This window comes from Neorhizobium populisoli (assembly GCF_019430945.1).
Lineage (GTDB): Bacteria > Pseudomonadota > Alphaproteobacteria > Rhizobiales > Rhizobiaceae > Neorhizobium > Neorhizobium populisoli.
Genome location: NZ_JAHYCB010000004.1, coordinates 327,224 through 347,135 on the forward strand (window position 1 = coordinate 327,224; position 19,912 = coordinate 347,135).

Annotated in this window: 16 protein-coding genes; 10 read left to right on the forward strand and 6 right to left on the reverse strand. The window is 61.5% G+C overall.

Annotated elements, in window-relative coordinates; genetic code table 11:
* Nucleotides 1-86: 86 nt before the first annotated feature.
* Nucleotides 87-926 carry a tryptophan 2,3-dioxygenase gene (gene kynA / locus KX729_RS12665; protein ID WP_219742822.1) on the reverse strand — a complete coding sequence of 280 codons (840 nt, stop codon included), beginning with the start codon at nt 924-926 and terminating at the stop codon, nt 87-89.
* Nucleotides 927-1,079: 153 nt separating this feature from the next.
* Nucleotides 1,080-2,594, reverse strand: a complete 1,515-nt coding sequence (locus KX729_RS12670) for a gluzincin family metallopeptidase (RefSeq protein ID WP_219742823.1) — start codon at nt 2,592-2,594, stop codon at nt 1,080-1,082.
* Between the two features lie 226 nt (nt 2,595-2,820).
* Here KX729_RS12670 and KX729_RS12675 point away from each other — a divergent pair, with 226 nt between their 5' ends.
* The 5 genes from KX729_RS12675 (at nt 2,821) to KX729_RS12695 (ending at nt 8,047) form a co-directional block, all read left to right on the forward strand.
* A complete protein-coding gene (locus KX729_RS12675; protein WP_219742824.1) occupies nt 2,821-3,816 on the forward strand; it encodes a GntR family transcriptional regulator in 996 nt (331 codons plus the stop codon).
* Nucleotides 3,817-3,881: 65 nt separating this feature from the next.
* Nucleotides 3,882-4,901, forward strand: coding sequence for a ketopantoate reductase family protein (locus tag KX729_RS12680; RefSeq protein ID WP_219742825.1), 1,020 nt, complete (start codon nt 3,882-3,884; stop codon nt 4,899-4,901).
* Entirely contained in the window at nt 4,898-5,644 is a 747-nt protein-coding gene (locus tag KX729_RS12685) for an SDR family NAD(P)-dependent oxidoreductase (protein ID WP_219742826.1), read from the forward strand. The genes KX729_RS12680 and KX729_RS12685 overlap by 4 nt, the downstream gene beginning before the upstream one ends.
* Entirely contained in the window at nt 5,641-7,011 is a 1,371-nt protein-coding gene (locus KX729_RS12690; protein WP_219742827.1) for a dipeptidase, read from the forward strand. The genes KX729_RS12685 and KX729_RS12690 overlap by 4 nt, the downstream gene beginning before the upstream one ends.
* A gap of 100 nt (nt 7,012-7,111) precedes the next feature.
* Entirely contained in the window at nt 7,112-8,047 is a 936-nt protein-coding gene (locus tag KX729_RS12695) for an acetamidase/formamidase family protein (protein WP_219742828.1), read from the forward strand.
* Between the two features lie 513 nt (nt 8,048-8,560).
* Here KX729_RS12695 and KX729_RS12700 read toward each other — a convergent pair.
* Nucleotides 8,561-10,066: an ABC transporter substrate-binding protein gene (locus KX729_RS12700; RefSeq protein WP_219742829.1), complete on the reverse strand. Its 1,506-nt coding sequence runs from the start codon at nt 10,064-10,066 to the stop codon at nt 8,561-8,563.
* Between the two features lie 377 nt (nt 10,067-10,443).
* Between KX729_RS12700 and KX729_RS12705 the strand changes: the two genes are divergently transcribed.
* From KX729_RS12705 to KX729_RS12720, 4 genes are all read left to right on the forward strand, one after another.
* Nucleotides 10,444-11,967: an ABC transporter substrate-binding protein gene (locus tag KX729_RS12705; RefSeq protein ID WP_219742830.1), complete on the forward strand. Its 1,524-nt coding sequence runs from the start codon at nt 10,444-10,446 to the stop codon at nt 11,965-11,967.
* A 72-nt stretch (nt 11,968-12,039) separates the two neighbouring features.
* Nucleotides 12,040-12,957 (forward strand): succinylglutamate desuccinylase/aspartoacylase family protein, encoded by a 918-nt coding sequence (locus KX729_RS12710; protein ID WP_219742831.1) that lies wholly within the window; start codon nt 12,040-12,042, stop codon nt 12,955-12,957.
* Nucleotides 12,958-13,085: 128 nt separating this feature from the next.
* Complete coding sequence (locus tag KX729_RS12715) at nt 13,086-13,844, forward strand: transporter substrate-binding domain-containing protein (RefSeq protein WP_219742832.1); 759 nt, start codon at nt 13,086-13,088, stop codon at nt 13,842-13,844.
* Nucleotides 13,845-13,906: 62 nt separating this feature from the next.
* Nucleotides 13,907-15,010, forward strand: coding sequence for an RHE_PE00001 family protein (locus tag KX729_RS12720; protein ID WP_219742833.1), 1,104 nt, complete (start codon nt 13,907-13,909; stop codon nt 15,008-15,010).
* Nucleotides 15,011-15,083: 73 nt separating this feature from the next.
* Here KX729_RS12720 and gudD read toward each other — a convergent pair whose 3' ends face one another.
* Nucleotides 15,084-16,460 carry a glucarate dehydratase gene (gudD, locus tag KX729_RS12725; protein WP_219743124.1) on the reverse strand — a complete coding sequence of 459 codons (1,377 nt, stop codon included), beginning with the start codon at nt 16,458-16,460 and terminating at the stop codon, nt 15,084-15,086.
* A 158-nt stretch (nt 16,461-16,618) separates the two neighbouring features.
* On the opposite strand from gudD, the gene KX729_RS12730 reads away from it, so the two are divergent.
* A complete protein-coding gene (locus tag KX729_RS12730) occupies nt 16,619-17,338 on the forward strand; it encodes a FadR/GntR family transcriptional regulator (protein ID WP_219742834.1) in 720 nt (239 codons plus the stop codon).
* Nucleotides 17,339-17,345: 7 nt separating this feature from the next.
* Here the strand turns inward: KX729_RS12730 and KX729_RS12735 are convergent, their stop codons facing one another.
* Nucleotides 17,346-19,070, reverse strand: coding sequence for a M14 family metallopeptidase (locus KX729_RS12735; protein WP_219742835.1), 1,725 nt, complete (start codon nt 19,068-19,070; stop codon nt 17,346-17,348).
* Nucleotides 19,067-19,912, reverse strand: coding sequence for an ABC transporter permease (locus tag KX729_RS12740; RefSeq protein WP_219742836.1), 846 nt, complete (start codon nt 19,910-19,912; stop codon nt 19,067-19,069). Before KX729_RS12740 ends, KX729_RS12735 begins: the two co-directional genes overlap by 4 nt.

Genomic DNA, 19,912 nt, shown 5'->3' on the forward strand with positions numbered 1-19,912 from the left:
TCTCCCCGCAGCCGATATGCGCCCGACAATGGGAGGGCGCAATTGGATTCGGTGGGTTGGCATTCGAAATGGGAGAGGTGGCTTGCCTACAGCACGGTGCGGACGCGCCAGAGTTCGGGGAACAGCTCCACGTCCAGCATCTTCTTCAGATACTGTGTGCCGGACGTGCCGCCGGTACCGCGCTTGAAGCCGATCACCCGCTCCACGGTCGTGACGTGATTGAAGCGCCAACGGCGGAAATAGTCCTCGAAATCGACGAGCTTTTCGGCGAGTTCATAGAGTTCCCAATATTTTCCGGGCGCTTCGTAGACCGCCTTCCAGGCATCCAGAACCTTTGGGTTTTCACCGCGCATTTCCCGCCAGTCGGTGCGGGCGCCATCTTCGCCGATATCGAAACCACGGCGGGCGAGCAGCAGCAGCGCCTCGTCGTAAAGGCTAGGACGGGCAAGGATATCCTCGAGCATCGTAACGATTTCCGGCCGGTGCGAATGGGGTTTCAGCATGGCCGGGTTGCGGTTGCCGGCCAGGAATTCGATGGCACGGTACTGATAGGACTGGAAGCCGGAGGACTGGCCGAGCGAAGCGCGGAATTCCGTATATTCACTGGGAGTCATGGTTCGCAGCACGTCCCATGCATTGTTCAACTGTTCAAAAATGCGGGCGACGCGGGAGAGCATCTTGAAGGCCGGCTGCGGATCGTCGCGGCGAATGGCTTCGATGGCCGATCCGATCTCGTGGATCGCCAGCTTCATCCACAGTTCGGACGTTTGGTGCTGGATGATGAAGAGCAGTTCGTCATGCGCCTGAGAAATCGGGTTCTGCGCATCGAGAACGCGATCGAGCGACAGATAGTCCGCATAGGACATCTTCTCACGGAAGGACATTTCCGCACCGTCTTCGGCAGGATTGTAAGGCTTGGAAGTCATGCGCGCGGTTCTTCTCCCGGTTCGGTCCTCTTCTTTTGCCGGAGCCGGGCGGAAATATCCACCATGCCGGTTGGAAAATACGCGGCAGCCCCGCCCGACAAGAGGCGGAGTTTGCACGTTTCGAAAGATAACAAGCGTGCCGGCGATAGCGGCTTATGCCGTCAGTTCGTCCACCTTGCGGGTGAGGTCGGCAATATAGGCGGCGGTCGAAAGGTCTTCGCCTGTTGCATCGATGAGTATCTGGCTCGGCGTTTTCGACCGACCGAACTGATGCACATTCTCGTTCAGCCAGGTTTTGAGCGGCAGGTAATCCCCACTCTCCAGGCCGGCTTCCACCGCGCTCTCCTTCCGCGCCGCTGCGAAGAACTGCGAGGACATGATGTTGCCGATCGTATAGGTCGGGAACGATCCTACCATGCCCGACGACCAGTGCACGTCCTGCAGCACGCCGAGCGTATCGTTCGACACGTCGAGCCCGAGCGCGGCCTTCACTTTTTCCCGCCAGATTGCCGGCAGGTCGGCGACGCGGATCTCGCCTGCCATCAGGCCGGCCTCGATTTCCGAGCGCAGCATGATGTGCAGATCGTAGGTCAGCTCGTCCGCCTCGACGCGGATGAAGCCCGGGCGCGCGGCATTCACCGCCCGCCAGAAATCGTCGGGCGTCACGTCGGAAAGCTGGTCGGGGAAGGCGTTTTGCAGATCGGCGAAGTTCAACTCCCAGAAACGACGGGAGCGGCCGACGCGGTTTTCCCAGAGGCGGGATTGGGATTCGTGCGTGCCGAAGCTCGCACCGCCGACTGCATAGAGATTGACGAAATCGGTGGTGAAGACCGAGCGGCTGAAGGCCTCGGAGACGCCCTGTTCGTACATGCCGTGACCCGCCTCGTGCCAGACGGCGAAAAGCCCGCCCGGCAGCCAGGTTTCGCGGAAGCGGCCGGTGATGCGCACGTCGGAACGGGTGAAGGAAATCTCGAAGGGATGGACGGTGTCGTCGAGGCGGCCGCGGTTGAAATCGTAGCCGAAGCGCGAGGATACGAGGCTGGAGAAAGCCCGTTGCCTGTCGATCGGATAGGCGCGATCGAGGATTTCGGAGCGTACATTCGCTTCCCGGGCACGAGCGAGCAGCGGAAGCAGGGCGTCGCGCAATTCACCGTAAAGGCCGCGAAGCCGGCTCCAGGTCATGCCAGGCTCATAGGTGGCAACCAGCGCGTCATACGGGTGCTCGGCATAACCGATGGCGCCGGCGATCTCGCGCTGCATGTCCATGGTGCGTTCGAGCATCGGCGCGAAGGCGGCAAAATCGTTGGCGGCGCGCGCCTTGCTCCAGGCGGCCTGGGCGACGGTCTTCAGCTCGGCGGCCGCACCGACCAACTCGGCCGGGATGCGCGACAGCGTGCCGATCGACTGTGCGGCCTGTTCGACGGCAAGCACCCTGATATCGCTTGCCGGAACGCCGGCAAGCTCTGCGCGGGCGGTTTCGATCGCCTTCTGCATCGCGTCGCCGGTGGCAAGATCGCGGGCGAGGCTGACCAGCGTGGCGATCTGCTTGCCGCGCGCTTCCACGCCACCCGGCGGCATCATCACCCGCGAATCCCAGGTCAGCAGGTTCATGGCGCAGAGGATGTCGTTGACCTTGGCGATTTCGCGTTCGAAGGCTGCAAAACTCATGATGTCGGTGATCCCTGTCGAGGTGCGGCGGCGCTGTGCCGGGGCCGCATGGCTGATTGCAAATAATGAGGTTCTGAAAACTGTTCTCCCTGACCATAACGATTTCATCCGGGCCGATAGCTGTCAACCGCATTTCGCGTCGAACTAGCGCCTGCCGCTTGACCGAATGAGGGGCGGCAAGCTAGTCGTTATAGTCAAATAGAACAGATGGGATTTGGCAGCTTACATGGAGTTTTTCATCGACCGGGACCTGCCGGTGCCGATCAGGACGCAGCTTCAGGGGCTTATCGAATACGGCATTACCTGCGGGCAGCTGGCGCCCGGCGAGGCGCTGCCGTCCGTCCGCGAGCTTGCCGAAAAACTCGGCGTGGCGCCGATGACGGTAAGCCAGGTCTATGCCGACCTGAAGGCGGCAAGCCTGATCGATACCAAGCCCGGTGCGGGCACTTTCGTGAGCGACAGCCAGCAGGCGCGGCTTGCCGGTCGCGTCGATTCGATCGGGCTGCATCGGCATATTGATGACCTGATCGACGAAAGCCGCGCGCTCGGCATTCGCTCGGCCGATCTCGTCTCATTGGTCAGCGCCCGGGTTTTCTATCGCGATGCCGTCGGCCCGCGTCTGAGGATCGTCATGATCGGCTTGTTTCAGGATGCAACGGCGAGTTATGCGCGCTTCATTGCGGCGCGGCTTGGTCGGGACGTCACCGTTGAGCCGTTGACGATCGCGGCACTCGAACGCGATCCGAAGGCGAGGGCGCTTGCCAATTCGGCAGATCTCGCCATCACCATTGCCAACCGGCACCGGGATGTCACCGTACTGGTGCAAAATCCCAAGGTCGTGACGATCAGCTTCACGCCATCGGAAGAGACGCGCCGGGCGCTTGCCTCGCTGGATTCCCTAGCGCGCATTCTCGTCGTTTCCCGTTTTCCGGAGTTTCTGCCGATCATGAAAAGCGGCGTGCAGCGCTTTGCCCCTCATGTCGGCGAGATCGTCGCAGCCGCGCTCGAAACCCCTGGTCTTGACGGGATGATCGCGCATGCAACCGTGGTGATCTATGCGTCGGGCGCGGAGAGCGTATTGTCGGATGTGCCGGCAGGCCAGCAGGCGATCGAATACCGCCACGCGCCAGATACCGCCGATATCGAACGGGTGATCGTGCCGATCATCCGCGCCGCCGGGATTTCCCCGCCGCCGGCGGAAACGCTTGTTGAGAGACAATAAGGGACGGAAGCCAATATGAACGTGTCGAAATCTGACGTGCTGCGCACCATTGCGGGAGGCCTGAAATGAGCAATCCGATCCTGATCTGGGGCGCCGGCGCGATCGGCGGTTCGCTGGGGGCTGCCTTCATCCGCGCCGGTCACGAAGTGATCTTCGTCGATGCGGCGAAAGCGCATGTGGATGCAATCAACGAAAAAGGGCTGAAGATCGTCGGTCCGATCTTCGAGGATGTGGTGAGGGCGAAGGCGTATCTGCCGGAAGAGGTCGAAGGCATCTACGAGCGCACGCTCCTCTGCGTCAAAGCTCACCACACGGAAGAGGCGACCAGGGAACTGGTCAAGCATCTGGCGTCGGACGGTTATGTCGTTTCCGCCCAGAACGGTCTCAACGAACGGGTAATCGGCCGCATCGTCGGCGAAAACCGGGTGGTTGGCTGCTTCGTCAATTTCGGTGCCGATTATCTTGAGCCGGGCGTCGTCCAGCTGAGCGGCCGCGGCGCGGTGGTTCTCGGCGAACTCGACGGGCGATTCTCCGATCGCGCCGAAGAAATCTACAGCTACTTCAAGGATTTCGAGCCGAAGGCGCTGATCACCAGCAATATCTGGGGCTTCCTCTGGGGCAAGCTGATCTATGGTGCGCTGCTGTTCGGCACCGCTCTGACCAATGACAGCATTGCCGACGTGATGGAAAACCCAATGGCGCGGCCGGTGCTGCGCCAGATCGCGCTCGAGGTCGCGACCGTCGCGGCGCTCAATAACATCACCCCCGAAGCCTTCGACGGGTTCGATCCGGCAGCCTTCGGCCCGCTGGCGACAGAAGAGCAGACGGCCCAGTCCTTCGACGACATGGTGGTGCATAACCGCAAATCGGCGAAATCCCACACCGGCATCTGGCGCGATCTGGCGATCCGCAAGCGCAAGACGGAAGTCGATGCGCAGGTTCTGCCGGTGGTCGAGATCGGCAAGGAATCCCGTGTGCCGACGCCGCTCACCGCCCGGCTGATCACCATGATCCATGAGATCGAGGACGGCAAACGTCCGCTCGACATGGCCAATCTGGAAGAGCTTGCGAGGGTTTCCGCATGAACATTTCCTTCGACGGCAAGGTGGTGATCGTCACCGGCGCGGCGCACGGTTTCGGCCGGGCGATCGCGCAGGGTTTCGCAAGCCGCGGCGCGATCGTGCATGTCTGCGATGTCAACGCGGTCGGTCTTGAAGAGACGGTGAAGCTTTGCGGCGAGAACACTACCTCGCACATCGTTGATGTCGGCAGCCGTGCCGATGTGCAGGCGCTGGTGGCTGAGATCGGCGATGTCGATATCCTCGTCAACAATGCCGGCGGCGTGCGCGGCCAGACCGGCCGGCCGATCGAGGAGATTTCCGAAGAGGACTGGCGGACGATCTTCGACGTCAACCTGTCGGGGGCTTTCTTCATGGCGCAGGCCGTGGCGCCGGGCATGAAGAAGAATCGCGCGGGCCGCATCATCAATATTTCCAGCGGCGCAGGCCTTGGCATTTCGCTGACCGGCATCCAGGCCTATGCCAGCGCCAAGGCCGGGCAGATCGGCCTGACCCGCCAGCTGGCCCATGAGCTCGGGCCGTGGAACATCACGGTCAACAATGTCGCGCCCGGTTTCGTGCGATCCAACCCATCGACCGAAAAGCAGTGGGAGGCGATGGGCGAAGAGGGGCAGGCAAAGCTTCTGAACAACATCGCCCTGAAGCGGCTCGGTGCGCCGGGCGACATCGCCGCCATGGTGATGTTTTTCGCCTCCGATTTTGCCGGCTGGGTATCCGGCCAGGTGATCAGCGTGGACGGCGGCAAATGAGTGTCGAAAGCTATCTGGATGCGAACTATCCGGCGGCGCTGGAAGACCTGAAGGCTTTCTGCCGCATTCCGAGCGTCAGCACCGATCCGGCCTATGCGGACGGCATAAAAGCCGCAGCAAATTTCGTCGCGGATCGACTGCGCCGAGCCGGCTTTTCCAATGTCGAGCAGCTGACGACCGATGGCCATCCGGCTGTTTTCGGCGAGATCATCGGCGACCCGGCTTTGCCGACCTTTCTGGTCTATGGCCATTATGACGTGCAGCCGCCGGACCCGCTGGAAAAGTGGAAGACGCCGCCGTTCGAGCCGGACATTCGGGACGGCAGGCTTTATGCCCGCGGTGTTTCCGACGACAAGGGGCCGCTGCTGATCCCGATCCTCGTCGCCGAAGCTTTCATGCGCGAGGAAGGCCGGCTGCCGGTCAATCTCAAGGTGTTGATCGAGGGTGAGGAAGAAAGCGGCAGCCCGAGTTTCGAGCCGGTCTTGGAAAAACATCGCGACAAGCTGCGCTGCGATCTGGTGCTTTCCGCCGATGGCGCCATGTGGCGGCCGGACAAACCGTCCATCACCGTTGCCAGCCGCGGTCTTGCGGCGCTGGATGTGACGATCACCGGTGCGTCGAAAGACCTGCATTCCGGCCGTCACGGCGGCAGCGCGCCGAACCCGATTGCGGCACTTGCCACGCTGCTTGCTTCGATGCACGGGCCGGATGGCCGAGTGACAGTCGACGGTTTTCTCGACGGCACCAGCCCACCGGATCCGCTGATCATCTCGGCGATCGAGGCTTCGCAATTCGACAGTGCCGCCTATTATCGGGAAATCGGCGTCGAGGGAGGCGATCCGATCGATACCGGCCGGGAACTGCTGATCCGCCAATGGCTGGAACCGACGCTGGAATTCAACGGCATTTCCGGCGGTTACCAGGGGGCAGGCACCAAGACGGTCATTCCTAATACCGCGAGCGTCAAGATCACCTGCCGGCTGATTGCCGGGCAGAAGCCGGATCATGTAATCGCGTCGATCACCCGCCATCTGGAAACGCGCCTGCCGAATGGTTTCGTGTTGGAGGTCCATCGCCATGGGCCGGGCAGTGAGGCGGATTTCATCGATCCGGACCTGCCGGCGCTGGCCGTTTCCGAAGGCGTGCTCGGCGAGTTGCTGGGTCAGAAGCCGCTCAGGGTCGCTATGGGTGCGACGATCCCGATCGGCAGCGCATTCCGCAACCATCTCGGCTGCGCCTCGATCTTCTTCTCGTTCTCGACGGCCGACGAGGATTACCACGCGCCGAACGAGTTCTTCCGGCTTGATAATTTCAAGCTCGGCATGAAGGCCTGGACCATGCTGCTCCGACGCCTTGCGGCCATCTGAGCCTGTCATTTGCACCCGCCGCGGCCTCCGCGGCGGGTTTTTCAATGGAATTTCAGAACGCCTTGGCGAGAAGTCCAAGGCAAACAATGGGGACCAAGTCATGTTGCATAAAGTGCCGGCTTCTGCGGAAAATTGCGCCTGGGGTTATTTCGATCCGGAGCGCGCGCCTGTCATCACCATCGACAGCGGCGATACGGTTGTCATCGACAGTGTTTCCGGCCCGCCGGAAGTGCTGCCGAAGGGAGATTTCACCATCCTGCCGGAGCATCTGGATATCCACGAGAACTGCCGGCCGATCATGCAGGGCCATATCCTGACCGGCCCCGTCGCGGTGCGCGGCGCCAAACCCGGCCAGGTGCTGGAAGTCAAGATTCTCGATGTCGAGCTGCGTCAGGACTGGGGCTACAATGTCATCCGCCCGCTCGCCGGCACCCTGCCTTACGATTTCGAGACGTCGCGACTGCTGAACATCCCGCTCGACAAGGCAAACAACGTCGCGAAGCTCCCTTGGGGTTTGGACCTGCCGCTCGCGCCTTTCTTCGGCGTGATGGGCCTTGCCCCACCGCCGAACTGGGGCCGTATCACCTCGATCATGCCGCGTGCGCATGCCGGCAATATCGACAACAAGGAACTGGTCGCCGGTACGACGCTCTATCTGCCGATCTTCAATGAAGGCGCGTTGTTCTCCTGTGGCGATGGCCATGGCGCGCAGGGCGATGGCGAAGTCTGCATCACGGCGATCGAAACGGCGCTGCGCGGCACCTTCCAGCTCACCGTCCGCGACGATCTGGACTTCGTTTATCCACGCGCCGAAACGCCGACCCACTACATCACCATGGGCATGGACCCGGACCTCGACCAGTGCTCCGTCATGGCGCTGCGCGACATGATCGTGCTCTTGACCGAAAAGGGCGGCCTGTCACGCGAGGATGCCTATACGCTCTGCAGCCTGGCGGGCGATCTGCGCATTACGCAGACGGTGAATGGCTGCAAGGGCGTCCATATGATGATGGCGAAGAAGCTGGTGCATTTTTGAGCGAGAGCTTGGTCAGGGGCTGGGCCTTACCCCGATTCTCGTGACAGTTCTTCAAGCCATGCGCGCGCGCGAGCTTCGGTTCGCCCGGTGAATTTGGATGGGTGGACGATCGGATTTTAAGCAAGCGTTGGTGAGGTGGAAAGGCGTCCATATAGCCGAGTTGTAGCCGCAGCTTTTCGATGAGAGAACCAAGCTCCAGCAAGTCTTCAGCGTCCTGCGATGAAAGGCGCGATCTGAGCTGCTTATTAAGCGTGTTCAGAACGGCTTGGTTTTGATCTAGAAGCCCATATTTCCCGTGGGCACAACGCTCCAAAGCTTCGACGAGCTGGATCATATAATTGGCCTCCAATGCCTCCAGTCTTTTCTGCATGGACCGCTTCATCTGATATGTTTCCGCTTCACTACGCCGGGTCCGTTCTCGCATAACTTTAAAATGTGTTGGACACACTCATCATGATTTAAACAAAAAAGGGCCGGTATGACCGACCCTTTTCGCATTTCAGTTCGAAATCATCACGAACCGCGGGTCACGCCCTTGATGCTGATCACGCCGGTCGGGTTCGGCGTAAAACCCTTCAGGCTCTTCGAGAGCACGAACGGCCACGGCTGGTGGTAAAGGTAGATGATCGGCAGCTGGTCCTGCAGGATCGTCTGGGCTTCGTCGTAGAGCTTCTTGCGCGGTTCGAAGTCCGGCGTCACCTTGGCTGTGTTGAGCGCCTTATCGACGGCCTCGTTGCAGAAGGCGGCGTAGTTCAGTGAGCCCTTGCAGGTGACGAACTGGTGCAGGTTGCCGTCCGGGTCGTAACGGCCGGACCAGCCGGTCAGCACGGCATCGTAATTGCCGGACTGCGCCTGGCTCAGCATGGTGGTGAACTCGGTGGCGCGCAGCTTGATGTCGAAACCGGCTTCGCCCGCCATTGCCTGGATCATCTCGGCCACCTGCTGGCTGGTGGTCGAATTGGCGAAGAGCAGTTCGAAGGAAACCTTCTCCGCACCCGCTTCCTTGAGCAACGCCTTGGCCTTGGCGACATCACGTGTCGTCACCTTGAAGGCCGGGTTGTGATAGGGGCTGAGATCGGTAAACGGCTGTTGCGCCGGCTTGAACGTGCCCGACCCGATGACTTCGTTGATCGCGTTGCGGTCGATTGCCAGTTCCAGCGCCAGACGAACGCGCTTATCCTTGGCGAGTGGGGTAGAGGCGCGCGGATTGCTGCCGACATTGATCGTCATGCCCTGGTAACCGACGCTGGTGACCTGCGCGAGCTGCAGCTTGGCATCGCTTTTCACGGCCGGAATGTCGGAGGGGGCAAGCCGTTCCAGCATGTCGAGGCCACCGGAGCGCAGGTTGGCAAGGCGCACCGTCGTGTCCGGAATGATCATGAAGGTGAGCTTGTCGAAATGGTAGTCGGCCGCATTGCGGTAATCAGCGAACTTTTCCAGCTCGATCTTGTAGTTCTGCTGGCGCGAGACAAATTTGTAAGGGCCGGAGCAGGCGGGCGCGGTGACGGCCTTTTCGAAGCTTGCCGGCGACAGCATCATGCCGGCGCGGTTGGAAAGCTGCGGCAGAAGTGTCGGATCGGGCTGTTTCAGGCCGATCTTCACGGTCAGGCCGTCAACGACATCGACGCTTTTCACCGACAGAAGTTCGGACTTGCGCATGCTGTCCGGCAGGGTTGTAGCGCGGTCGAGATTGGCCTTCACGGCGGCAGCATCGATCGCCGCGCCGTCCTGGAATTTCAGGTTCGGAAACAGCGACAGCGTCAGCTCGGTCTTGTCGGCATTCCATGCCCATTTTTCGGCAAGCTCGGGCTTGGGTGCGAGATCGGCACCGACGGCGACAAGGCTGTCGCACATGGATTCGAACACGACTTCGCCAACGAACGTGCGCGAGCGGGCGGGGTCCAGCCCGTCGAGGTCGTCCTGAAGACCGATCTTCAACTCATCGGCGCTGGCGATGGAAGGCGCACCAGCGGCAAGCAGTGCGGCCGCGACAGCCGGAAGCAGCAGCGGTAATTTCATAAATTATTCTCCTCTGGGGTTTGAACGCCATCCAGGCCGGATGGGCTCCGGCATCAGGATATATGACCGTCAATCGAGAGCGACGCTGGCAAATGCGGCGTCTCGATTGTGGTCATAAGGCGGTCATAATCGTTATACGGTGATATAACAGACCATGCACCGCAGCATGTCAATAGGATCACAAGTCCGATGTGAGCGGACGTTGCGGCTTGATATTCATCAGGAATATAGCAGAAATCTCTAAATTACCTTGCCTTGAAATCGATCATTGAGCCGGCACTGCACGAGATTGTGCATTGCTGTTCTTGTATGCTAATACAATTCTTGAGCTGCCAAAGAGCAGCGCGGCAAAGCCGCCGATAAAAGAGGGACGTTTCATGACTTCACTGGTTGGCCGGCACATGGCCGGGATGATTTCTGCCGTTTTCGCTTCCATGGTTCTCGCCGCCCCGGTTTCCGCTGCTGATCTGCGCATCGGTTTGCGGGCGGATCCCGATGCGCTCGATCCGGCAACGGGCGGCTCCGTCGCCGGCCGCGTGATTTTCGCCGCACTTTGCGACAAGCTTGTCGATACGACGCCCGACGGTAAGTTCCAGCCGCAGCTTGCCACGTCCTGGGCTTGGTCGGCGGATAACCTGACGCTGACGCTGAAACTGCGTGACGGCGTTACCTTCCACGACGGCCAGAAGATGGATGCCGCCGCGGTCAAGACCAATCTGGAACGTTACCGCAGCGATCCCAATTCCCGCCGCAAGGCCGAGCTGAAGCCGGTTTCGAGCATCGAGGTCGTCGATCCGCTGACGGTGGCAATCAAGCTCAGCCAGGCTTATGCGCCTTTAGTCAGCGTGCTGGCCGATCGCGCCGGCATGATCATGTCGCCGGCAGCGCTTGCGGCCAACAGCGCCAATGTCGGCGCCAAGCCGGTCTGCGCCGGGCCGTTCCAGTTTGTCGAACGCGTCTCGCAGGATCACATCACGCTGAAGCGCTTAGACCAGTATTGGAACAAGCAGGCGATCAATGTCGATAACGTCATCTACCGGATGATCCCGGACGATACCGTGCGGTTGCTCAGCCTGCGCTCCGGCGATCTGGATCTGATCGAGCGGCTTTCGCCGAGTGATGTTGCCACGATCAAGGACGACAAGGGCGTCAAGGCGATCCAGGGGCCGTCGATCGCCTTCGACGTCATCTCGATCAACGTTGCCCATGGCGATCAGGCCAACAACCCGCTCGGCAGGAATGCCAAGGTGCGGCAGGCCTTCGAACTGTCTCTCGACCGTGCGGCAATCAGCCAGGTCGTTTACGAAGGCCTCTTCCCGCCGAGCAATCAGACCGAGCCGCAGGGAGCGCCTTTCTATGACCCGACGCATGCCCTGAAAGGCCGCGACGTTGCCAAGGCTAAGGCGCTGCTGGCCGAGGCGGGCGTAACGAACCCGTCCTTCACCTTCTCCGTCGCCAACAGCCCGACGCTGGGACAGGTCGGCCAGATGATCCAGGCGATGGCCGGCGAAGCGGGTTTCGACGTGAAGGTTCTGACGCTGGAATCGTCAACGCTTGCCGCCAATTCCAATGACGGCAAATACCAGGCCTCGATGGCGATCTGGAGCGGCCGGCCGGATCCGGACGGCAATATCAGCCCATGGGTTGCCTGCGATGGCTTCCTGAACTGGGGCAAATACTGCAATCCGGAACTGGACAAGCTGCTCTCACAGGCCCGCCAGATCACCGACGACAAGGAGCGGATGAAGCTCTATTCCCAGAGCCTCGGCTTGATCCTCAACGACATGCCGTTCATCCCGCTCTATCACTACAAGTCGATCTGGGCGGCGCGCAGCAATGTCGAGGGTTTCGTCCCCTATTCAGACGGCCTGATCCGCCTGCAGGGCGTCAAGAAGAGCTGACGGTCCTCATCCGTGGTCTTCCGGAAGGCGCGTGCCTTCCGTTCATTTTCCCCGTCACATCGAGGTTCGCCCATGCATGCTCTGCCTGCCCTTCGCACCGGAAGACCACGTTCGGAATTCGGTCATGTCAGCGCCGTGGACGAGCTGGAAATCCCGTTCGCCGTCATCGAAGGGGTGGAAGAAGGCCCCACCCTTCTGGTGACAGCCGGTGTGCACGGCTCGGAATACTGTTCGATCGAAGCCGCCGTGCAGCTGATGCAGACGAAGCCGGAGGACATCAAAGGCACGTTGATCGTCCTGCCGATCCTGAATGTCGAAGGTTTTCGCCGGCGCAACATCTATATCATGCCGCAGGACGGCAAGAACCTGAACCGCATGTTTCCCGGCAGGCCGGATGGCACGACCAGCGAAAAGCTGGCTCATTGGCTGGTGACGGATGTGTTTCCCAAGGCGGATGCCTATATCGATTGCCACGGTGGCGATCTGGACGAGGGGCTGGCACCTTTCACCATCTTCCCGGCGGGCTGCGAAAAGTCCAAGGCGCTGGCCGCCGCTTTTGGTATCAAGGTGGCGGTGGCTGCCGGCGGCGCGGGATATACGGTCGATGCAGCCCACAAGCTCGGCATTCCGAGCATTCTTCCGGAGGTCAGTGGCAATGGTCTTTGGGGCGAGGCGACCGTGCCGCAGATGACGGACGGTATCCGCCGTGTCATGCAGCATATAGGCATGTTGCCGGGTGAGGCTACGGTCACGCCGCTCGACGTTGTGACCATGTGGGTGCCAACCGCGCCGGTGACCGGCCTCTGGTATCCGAAAAAGGATCTCGGCGAACCGGTTACCGAGGGCGAATTGCTGGGGGAGATCAAGACAGTGTTCGGCGATGTGCTGACCAGCATCCATTCCGAAAAATCGGGCTTTATCCTCTATCGCCTGACCAGCCTTTCGGTGAACGAAAACGAAGCACTGCTCGGCGTCGGCACGCCGGCCTGACCGATGGCTAGGTAGCAACCCGTGACCGTTTGACTCGCTCCGCGTGCTTGCTTTGCAGGCCGCGGCATGCTGAACAGGTCGGCGTGAAAAACGCGCCGGCCTGCGGCGCTCAGGCGAAGGAATTTTATATGCTTTCGATCGAGACCGCGGTGCTAGACGATTTTCGCGACGAACTCATGCCGACCGGCTGCCTGCGGCTCGGCATTGTCGCGGCTCCCGCGCCTTCGGCTCTGTTCGCGGTCTTCGATACCGGCAGCCAGACCTATCGCGGCGTGACGGTCGATATCGGCGAAGCGCTGGCGATGCAGCTTGGCGCCGACCTCGAAATCGTCAACTTTCCGAATTCCGGCGCCTGCACCGAGGCGCTGGAAGCCGGTGCGATCGACGTCAGCTTCATGCCTGTCGATGCCGAGCGGCAGAAACGCGTCGCCTTCGGCCCCGCCTATTATATCCTCGAAAGCACCTATCTGGTCACCGGCGCTTCCGGCATCACCGCACTTTCGGAAGTGGACCGCGAGGACGTTCGCGTCGTCGGCATCGCCAACACGACCACTATTCGCAGCTCCATCCGTACCTTGACGAGAACCGTACCGCAGGCCGCCGAGACGATCGCCGAAGCCGTCGGGCGCCTGGTGGAGGGACAGGCCGAGGCTCTGGCACTTTCGCGCGATGCCTTCCGCACGCTCCTGCCGCAATTGCCGGGTGCCCGCGTGCTCGATGGCGGGTTCCAGCAGACGGGTATTGCGATCGCCGTCGGCAAGGAGCGTCCGGCAGCCCTCGCCTTCGTCAGCGATTTTCTCGAGCATGCCAAGCTTTCCGGTGTGGTGCGGCGAGCCATGGATGCCGCCGGTTTTGAGGATGAACCTGTCGCCCCGGCAGATCGCTGACAGCTCTGCGAAACCATAAGGCCTCCTCGCTTTCATAACGCCGATCGGCTATAGTCGAATCAATGCGTTACGACGTCTCCAAACTTTCCCTGCCAGATCTTTTCGCACCGGTCGCGACCGCGACGGCGGCACTGACGAGACTTGACGAGCGTATCGCCCGGTCACCGATCGGTGACGGCTGGGTTCAACGCGCCCATTTTGCCGATGCCTGCGCCTCGCTCTGGGTCGATGGCGAGCTGGTTCATCTCGAAGATTTAGTATTGCACGATGTCGGCATGGGCATTCGTGCGCCGTCCCACGAACTGACGATCGCACAGGACGTGCTGCGCAGCCGCCGCAGCATTTTCAGCCATCCGCCCGGTTGGGCATTGAGCGCCGATGGTCTGGCAAAGCTGCGGGGCAGGGGCATCGAAGAGCTGGCCAAATCGGCCGCCGCGACTTTCGCCGTAGAGGATGAGCCGTTCTCCGACGAGGCAGACGGGCTGGACGATCCGTTCGATTTGAATTTTGCCGAAATCGATGCCGTGCTTGCCCGCAGCGAAGCGCTGCTTTCCGATGCCCGTGAACGGACGCCATCGGGCGCACGCGAGCGGGATGCCTTCGTCTACGAGCCCGACTGGAACGAGGACGAGCGGCTTGCCGAATGGCGGGTGGCGCGCTCACAGGCGGAGGGATTGCCGGCGGTCTTGCGGGCCGCAGTGCTGCTCGATGCCTGGAACATGTTGCAGGTGCTGCAACATGCGCCCTGGCTCGGCCGGCTGCTGGCGGCTTCGCTGCTGCGGGAGGCAGGCGTCACGCCGGCGCATCTTGCTCCAGTCAATCTCGGACTAAAACAGATTTCCCGCGAACGCCGGGCAAGCCGCGATCGCGATACGCGACTGCTTGCCATCCTCGACGGTTTGACTGCCGGCGCGGAGGCCGGGCTCAAGGAGCACGACCGGCTTCTTCTGGCCCGCCAGCAGATGCAGCACCGGATTTCCGGGCGCCGCATCTCGTCGAAACTGCCGCAACTGATCGATCTCGTGCTTGCCAAGCCAATGGTTTCGGCGGGAATGATCGCGTCTGAACTTGGCGTTACACCGCAGGGGGCGTTGAAGATCGCCGGAGAGCTTAACCTCCGCGAACTGACCGGTCGCGACCGTTTTCGCGCTTGGGGTGTACTTTAGAGCCTTCCCGCTTGTCTCCGGATCGCGAAACGGACTGCCGCCTCCCTGGCAGGGCGGCAGGCAATTCCGTCGGCTAACGCACCAGGCACGGCCGCTTGTTATCGAACCGCCAGTCTTTGACGAGATACTGCATGGCAATCGCGTCGTCGCGGGCGCCGAGGCCGTGTTTCAGATAGAGCTGATGCGCCTCCTCGACGCGGTCCATATCCAGTTCGACACCGAGGCCCGGCTGTTCCGGCACGGCGATGTGGCCGTCTTCGATCTTCAGCGGTTCGCGGGTCAGCCGCTGGCCGTCCTGCCAGATCCAGTGCGTATCGAGCGCGGTGACGCGGCCGGGGGCGGCGGCGCCGACATGGGTGAACATCGCGAGCGACACGTCGAAATGGTTGTTGGAATGCGAACCCCAGGTCATGCCGAAATTCTGGCAGATCTGCGCGACGCGCACCGAACCCTGCATGGTCCAGAAATGCGGATCGGCAAGCGGAATATCGACCGATTGCAGCTGGATCGCATGCGAAAGCTGGCGCCAGTCGGTCGCCACCATATTGGTCGCGGTCGGAAGGCCGGTGGCGCGGCGGAACTCGGCCATGATCTCGCGGCCGGAATAACCCTGTTCGGCGCCGCACGGATCCTCCGCATAGGCCAGCACGTCGCCGCGGCCTTTGCACAGCCGGATCGCTTCTTCCAGCGACCATGCGCCGTTCGGATCGAGCGTCACGCGCGCTTCCGGAAAACGGCGGGCAATGGCGGTGACGGCCTCGATCTCCTCGTCACCGCGCAGAACGCCGCCCTTCAGCTTGAAGTCGCGAAAGCCGTAACGTTCGTGGGTTGCTTCTGCGAGCCTGACAACCGCTTCCGGCTTAAGAGCCTCCTCATCGCGCAGTCGCAGCCAGTCGTCAGTCTCTGCTTTGCCATCACGATATTGCAAATCCGTCTTGCGGCGGTCGCCGACATAAAAGAGATAACCGAGCATCTCCACCCGGTCGCGCTGTTGTCCATCGCCGAGCAGCGCCGCGACCGGCACGCCGAGATGTTTCCCCAGCAGATCGAGCAGCGCCGATTCCAGCGCCGTGACCACATGGATCGTCGTGCGCAGGTCGAAGGTTTGCAGCCCGCGGCCGCCGCTGTCGCGATCGCTGAAGGTCTTGCGTACCTTGTCGAGCAGGCCGTTATAGCTGCCGATCGTCTGGCCGATCAGCAGGGAGGCCGCGTCTTCGATCGTCTTGCGGATCGCCTCGCCGCCCGGCACTTCGCCGATGCCCGTATGGCCCGAATCGTCTTCAATGATTGCCAGGTTGCGGGTGAAGAACGGGCCATGCGCGCCGCTGAGGTTCAGAAGCATGCTGTCTTGCCCCGCCACCGGGATCGCCCGCACGGAAACGATGCGGGGCGTGAGGCGGGCGAGGTGGGGATTGGTGGCAAATGTCGGCGAATGCGGCTCGGTCAGCATCGGGTCCTGTACTCTTCTGATCGTTCGGCGCGGCATCCTCAACTCCTCCGCGCGGTAGCCAATCACTCCATGAACTGAACCCATTTGTCAATATCAGTAAAAATTAGTAAACGCTTGGGGCTATTGGAAAGCCCAAAGCGCGGCTATAGGATGTCTGGATGGATGAAATCAGTCACAAGCCGCGTTCTGTGAAAGACCTGTCGTCGCATGTGCTGACGCGGCTGGAAGCGATGCTCGACACGCCGGCCTGGCACGGCGGCGGGCGCCTGCCGCCGGAAGCGGAGCTTGCCCGCCAGTTCGGCGTTTCCCGCCCTGTGCTGCGTAAGGCGCTGGTGCGTATGCGCGAAGCCGGCCGAATCATTTCGCGGCGGGGCTCGGCCAATTTCGTGCAGCCGCGCGCCGATGTCGTGCCTTCGGCTGCGGATATTCAGGGTCTGTCGATCCAGACCGTCTACGACATGAAACGCTGCATGCGGTTTCGGCAGGTCGTGGAATGTGCGGCAGCCGAGGATGCGGCACGGCTTTGCGATCCCGATGCAATCCGCGGCATCGAGCAGGCCCATCAGCGCATGTTGACCCTGCCGCCGGGCGAAGGCGTCTTCGAAGCTGATTTCGCCTTTCACATGGCGGTCGCCGAGGCTGCCCGCAATCCGTATTTCACCTTCGCGCTCGGCACGATGCGCGAGCAGATCCGGTTGACGGTGGAATTCACCCGCAAACTGCAGGATCGGCCGTCAGACCAGGTAGCGCCCCGCGTGGTGGATGAACATTCCCGCGTGCTGGAGGCGATCAAGGCCGGCGATCCCGCGCAGGCGCGCGAGATCATGAATTTTCATATGAAGCAGAGCGTCATACGATTGCTCGGCGAGGAGAGCTGAGAACCGGTCAGGCCGTGGCCGGTTCTTCGATCGTCTGGATCGCATCATAGGCGGCAAGCACCGTTTCCATCTGGGCCGTGTGGCCGGCGATGAAGGCGTCGTCGTAGATCGTCTCGTCCGGATATTCGGTGATCAGCGTCAGCGGTACCGTGTGGCGGTCGTCGATCGAGATCAGGCAGGGGAAGCCGTTGATGACTCGGAAACCGGTTTCGCCGGCATGGGTTTCGAACAACGCAACTTGGCTGTTGTTGTAATCGACGAGGCCCGGAATGGCAGCGAGATGGCGCGTGACGCGGTCGATCAGCACTTCCGCCTGTTCCGTCCAACCGGCATGGTGGCGCATGACAAGGAAGAAGCCCTTTGGCACGGTCCACATGGCAAAGCCGCGCGGTACGTAACCGGACAGCGGGCGTGTCCATTCATGCGAGGGGTAACCATGCAGGTTGACGTGCAACTTGGCACCGCTCAGCTTCTCGGCTTCGACACGGATCGCCTTTTCATTCAGGTTTTCGCCCGAACGGTATTCGAGGTCGTCGCCGTAAGCCGTGTAGCGGGCGGCGTGGTGCATGTGCAGCGGATTGTCTTCGCGAAGGCGCCAGTGGATCTGGTAACCGTCCGGATTTTCCAGCGGCGAGATGACGAAATGACCGCCCGGTCGTGCTGCAAGGTTTTTCGCAGCGCGGATCGCGCCGACGATGCCGGTCGTTTCGTTCGGATGCTGACCGCCGCTGATGATCACCGGCCTGTCGCTTCCCTTGTGGTAACGCGCCTCGACGGCACGGCCGGAACGGGCGCGGGCTTCGAAGGGCACACCTTCGATCGAGGTGAGTTCGGTGCGCACCTGACCGGCGCTGATCGGTGACGTTGCGGTGTCGAGCGGCTGGGTTTCGGCAGCCTGTTCAGACGTGTTGAAGGCGCGGGTTTCGACGCGCGCGGAGATCTTTTCACCGAAGCGGATTTCCGGCACGATCTGACCGGGGCGAAGATGGCGGTCGCCGATCGGGCGGCCGGATTTCTTCTGGAAGACTTCCAGAAGCGAAAAGTAGAAATCCTCGTGCAGCGCTTCGCGCAGGCTGACGACTTCCTCGCCAACTGGCAGGCGGCGGTCTTCAGCCGGGACGGTGACGGCGATGTTCAGTTCTTCGAAGTACGGCTCCGTCGCGCCCCATTCATGCGTCGCGACGGCATTGGCCGCGGAGTGGAAGAGTACTTCGTAATCGGTTTCCAGCCGCTCGCCCGCGCCGCCGTCGATCGACAGCCAGCCGGTCGGGGAAAGCAGGGTTTCGCCGATGAAGTCAGTATGGACGCGGTTCGGAGCGAAAATCTTGTGGGTGCTTTCGGCGCCATCCTTGGTGGTGAGGGTGACGTCGTAGAAGAAGGCATCGTTCTTGCCAGCCTCGAAGGTCATCTTCACGTCGGCGGAAAGGCCGGCGAGCGGATAGGCTTCCAGCAGGAAACGGTTCTTCGGGCAGGCGGCATGCACCGGATAGACGACATGCACGGCCGAGAGATCGGAAAGCTGCATATCTTCCAGGAAGAAGTGCAGCAACGGTTTGTAAGCGCTGCGGAATTTCGCGGCGACACCCTTGGCAGCCAGAGCGGCTTCTGCGCTCTTTCGGCTTTTCTCGTCGTCGAAGGTCCAGGCCTCGACCTTTTTCGCTTCGCCTGCGGAAAAGCGTGCGACGAGGGTGTCGAGGGTACGGTCAAAATTGCTTTCGAAAATCAATGTCATGCGGATGTTCTGCCCATGGGGTCGAGACTGTCGCGAAGCCAGTCGCCGAGGAGGTTGAGGCCGAGGACGGTGAGGAGAATGGCAAGTCCGGGGAAGACGCTGACCCACCAGGCGGTCTGCAGGTAAGTGCGGCCTTCGGCCAGCATGCCGCCCCAGCTCGGAATGGTCGGATCGATGCCGAGGCCGAGGAAGGTGAGGCTGGATTCGAGCAGGATGTTGGTGGCGACGTTCAGCGTCATCAGCACGATGACCGGGCCGATCAGGTTCGGCAGCAGGTGCTGCACGATGATACGCCAGTCCTTCACGCCGATGGCGCGGGCCGAAAGGATGAATTCCCGCTCGCGCAGCGTCAGCACCGAGCCGCGCACCAGGCGGGCATATTGCACCCATTGCGAGACGATAAGCAGGACAATCGTATTGGTCAGCCCGCCACCGACGATGGCGATGAAGGTGATGGCCAGCAGGATGAAGGGCATGGCCAGCTGGATATCGGCAAAGCGCATCACCAGCATATCCCAGATGCCGCGGTAATAACCGGCAATCAGGCCCATCACGACGCCGACCGTGACGCCGCCGGCGACCGAAACGAAGCCGACCAGAAGCGAAATCTTGCCGCCGGCCATGACGCGGGCCAGCACATCGCGGCCGAGCGGATCGGTGCCGAAGATATAAGCCGAGTTGGCGAAAGGCGGTACAAGCCGCGACATGAGATTGATCTTCTCGGCACCGCCGGGAAAGATCACGCCGGAAAAGATAACGGCGATACCAATGACGCCGACGAGAAGGGCGCCAAGCACGAATTCGAGCTTGAAGAAATGGGAGGAAGCTGCGCGCGAGGCCAT

Coding starts and splice junctions, on each gene's coding strand:
- kynA (WP_219742822.1), bottom strand. CDS start 926: ATGACTTCCAAGCCTTACAATCCTGCCGAAGACGGTGCGGAAATGTCC.
- KX729_RS12670 (WP_219742823.1), bottom strand. CDS start 2,594: ATGAGTTTTGCAGCCTTCGAACGCGAAATCGCCAAGGTCAACGACATC.
- KX729_RS12675 (WP_219742824.1), top strand. CDS start 2,821: ATGGAGTTTTTCATCGACCGGGACCTGCCGGTGCCGATCAGGACGCAG.
- KX729_RS12680 (WP_219742825.1), top strand. CDS start 3,882: ATGAGCAATCCGATCCTGATCTGGGGCGCCGGCGCGATCGGCGGTTCG.
- KX729_RS12685 (WP_219742826.1), top strand. CDS start 4,898: ATGAACATTTCCTTCGACGGCAAGGTGGTGATCGTCACCGGCGCGGCG.
- KX729_RS12690 (WP_219742827.1), top strand. CDS start 5,641: ATGAGTGTCGAAAGCTATCTGGATGCGAACTATCCGGCGGCGCTGGAA.
- KX729_RS12695 (WP_219742828.1), top strand. CDS start 7,112: ATGTTGCATAAAGTGCCGGCTTCTGCGGAAAATTGCGCCTGGGGTTAT.
- KX729_RS12700 (WP_219742829.1), bottom strand. CDS start 10,066: ATGAAATTACCGCTGCTGCTTCCGGCTGTCGCGGCCGCACTGCTTGCC.
- KX729_RS12705 (WP_219742830.1), top strand. CDS start 10,444: ATGACTTCACTGGTTGGCCGGCACATGGCCGGGATGATTTCTGCCGTT.
- KX729_RS12710 (WP_219742831.1), top strand. CDS start 12,040: ATGCATGCTCTGCCTGCCCTTCGCACCGGAAGACCACGTTCGGAATTC.
- KX729_RS12715 (WP_219742832.1), top strand. CDS start 13,086: ATGCTTTCGATCGAGACCGCGGTGCTAGACGATTTTCGCGACGAACTC.
- KX729_RS12720 (WP_219742833.1), top strand. CDS start 13,907: ATGCGTTACGACGTCTCCAAACTTTCCCTGCCAGATCTTTTCGCACCG.
- gudD (WP_219743124.1), bottom strand. CDS start 16,460: ATGCTGACCGAGCCGCATTCGCCGACATTTGCCACCAATCCCCACCTC.
- KX729_RS12730 (WP_219742834.1), top strand. CDS start 16,619: ATGGATGAAATCAGTCACAAGCCGCGTTCTGTGAAAGACCTGTCGTCG.
- KX729_RS12735 (WP_219742835.1), bottom strand. CDS start 19,070: ATGACATTGATTTTCGAAAGCAATTTTGACCGTACCCTCGACACCCTC.
- KX729_RS12740 (WP_219742836.1), bottom strand. CDS start 19,912: ATGGCCTCGCGCGCAGCTTCCTCCCATTTCTTCAAGCTCGAATTCGTG.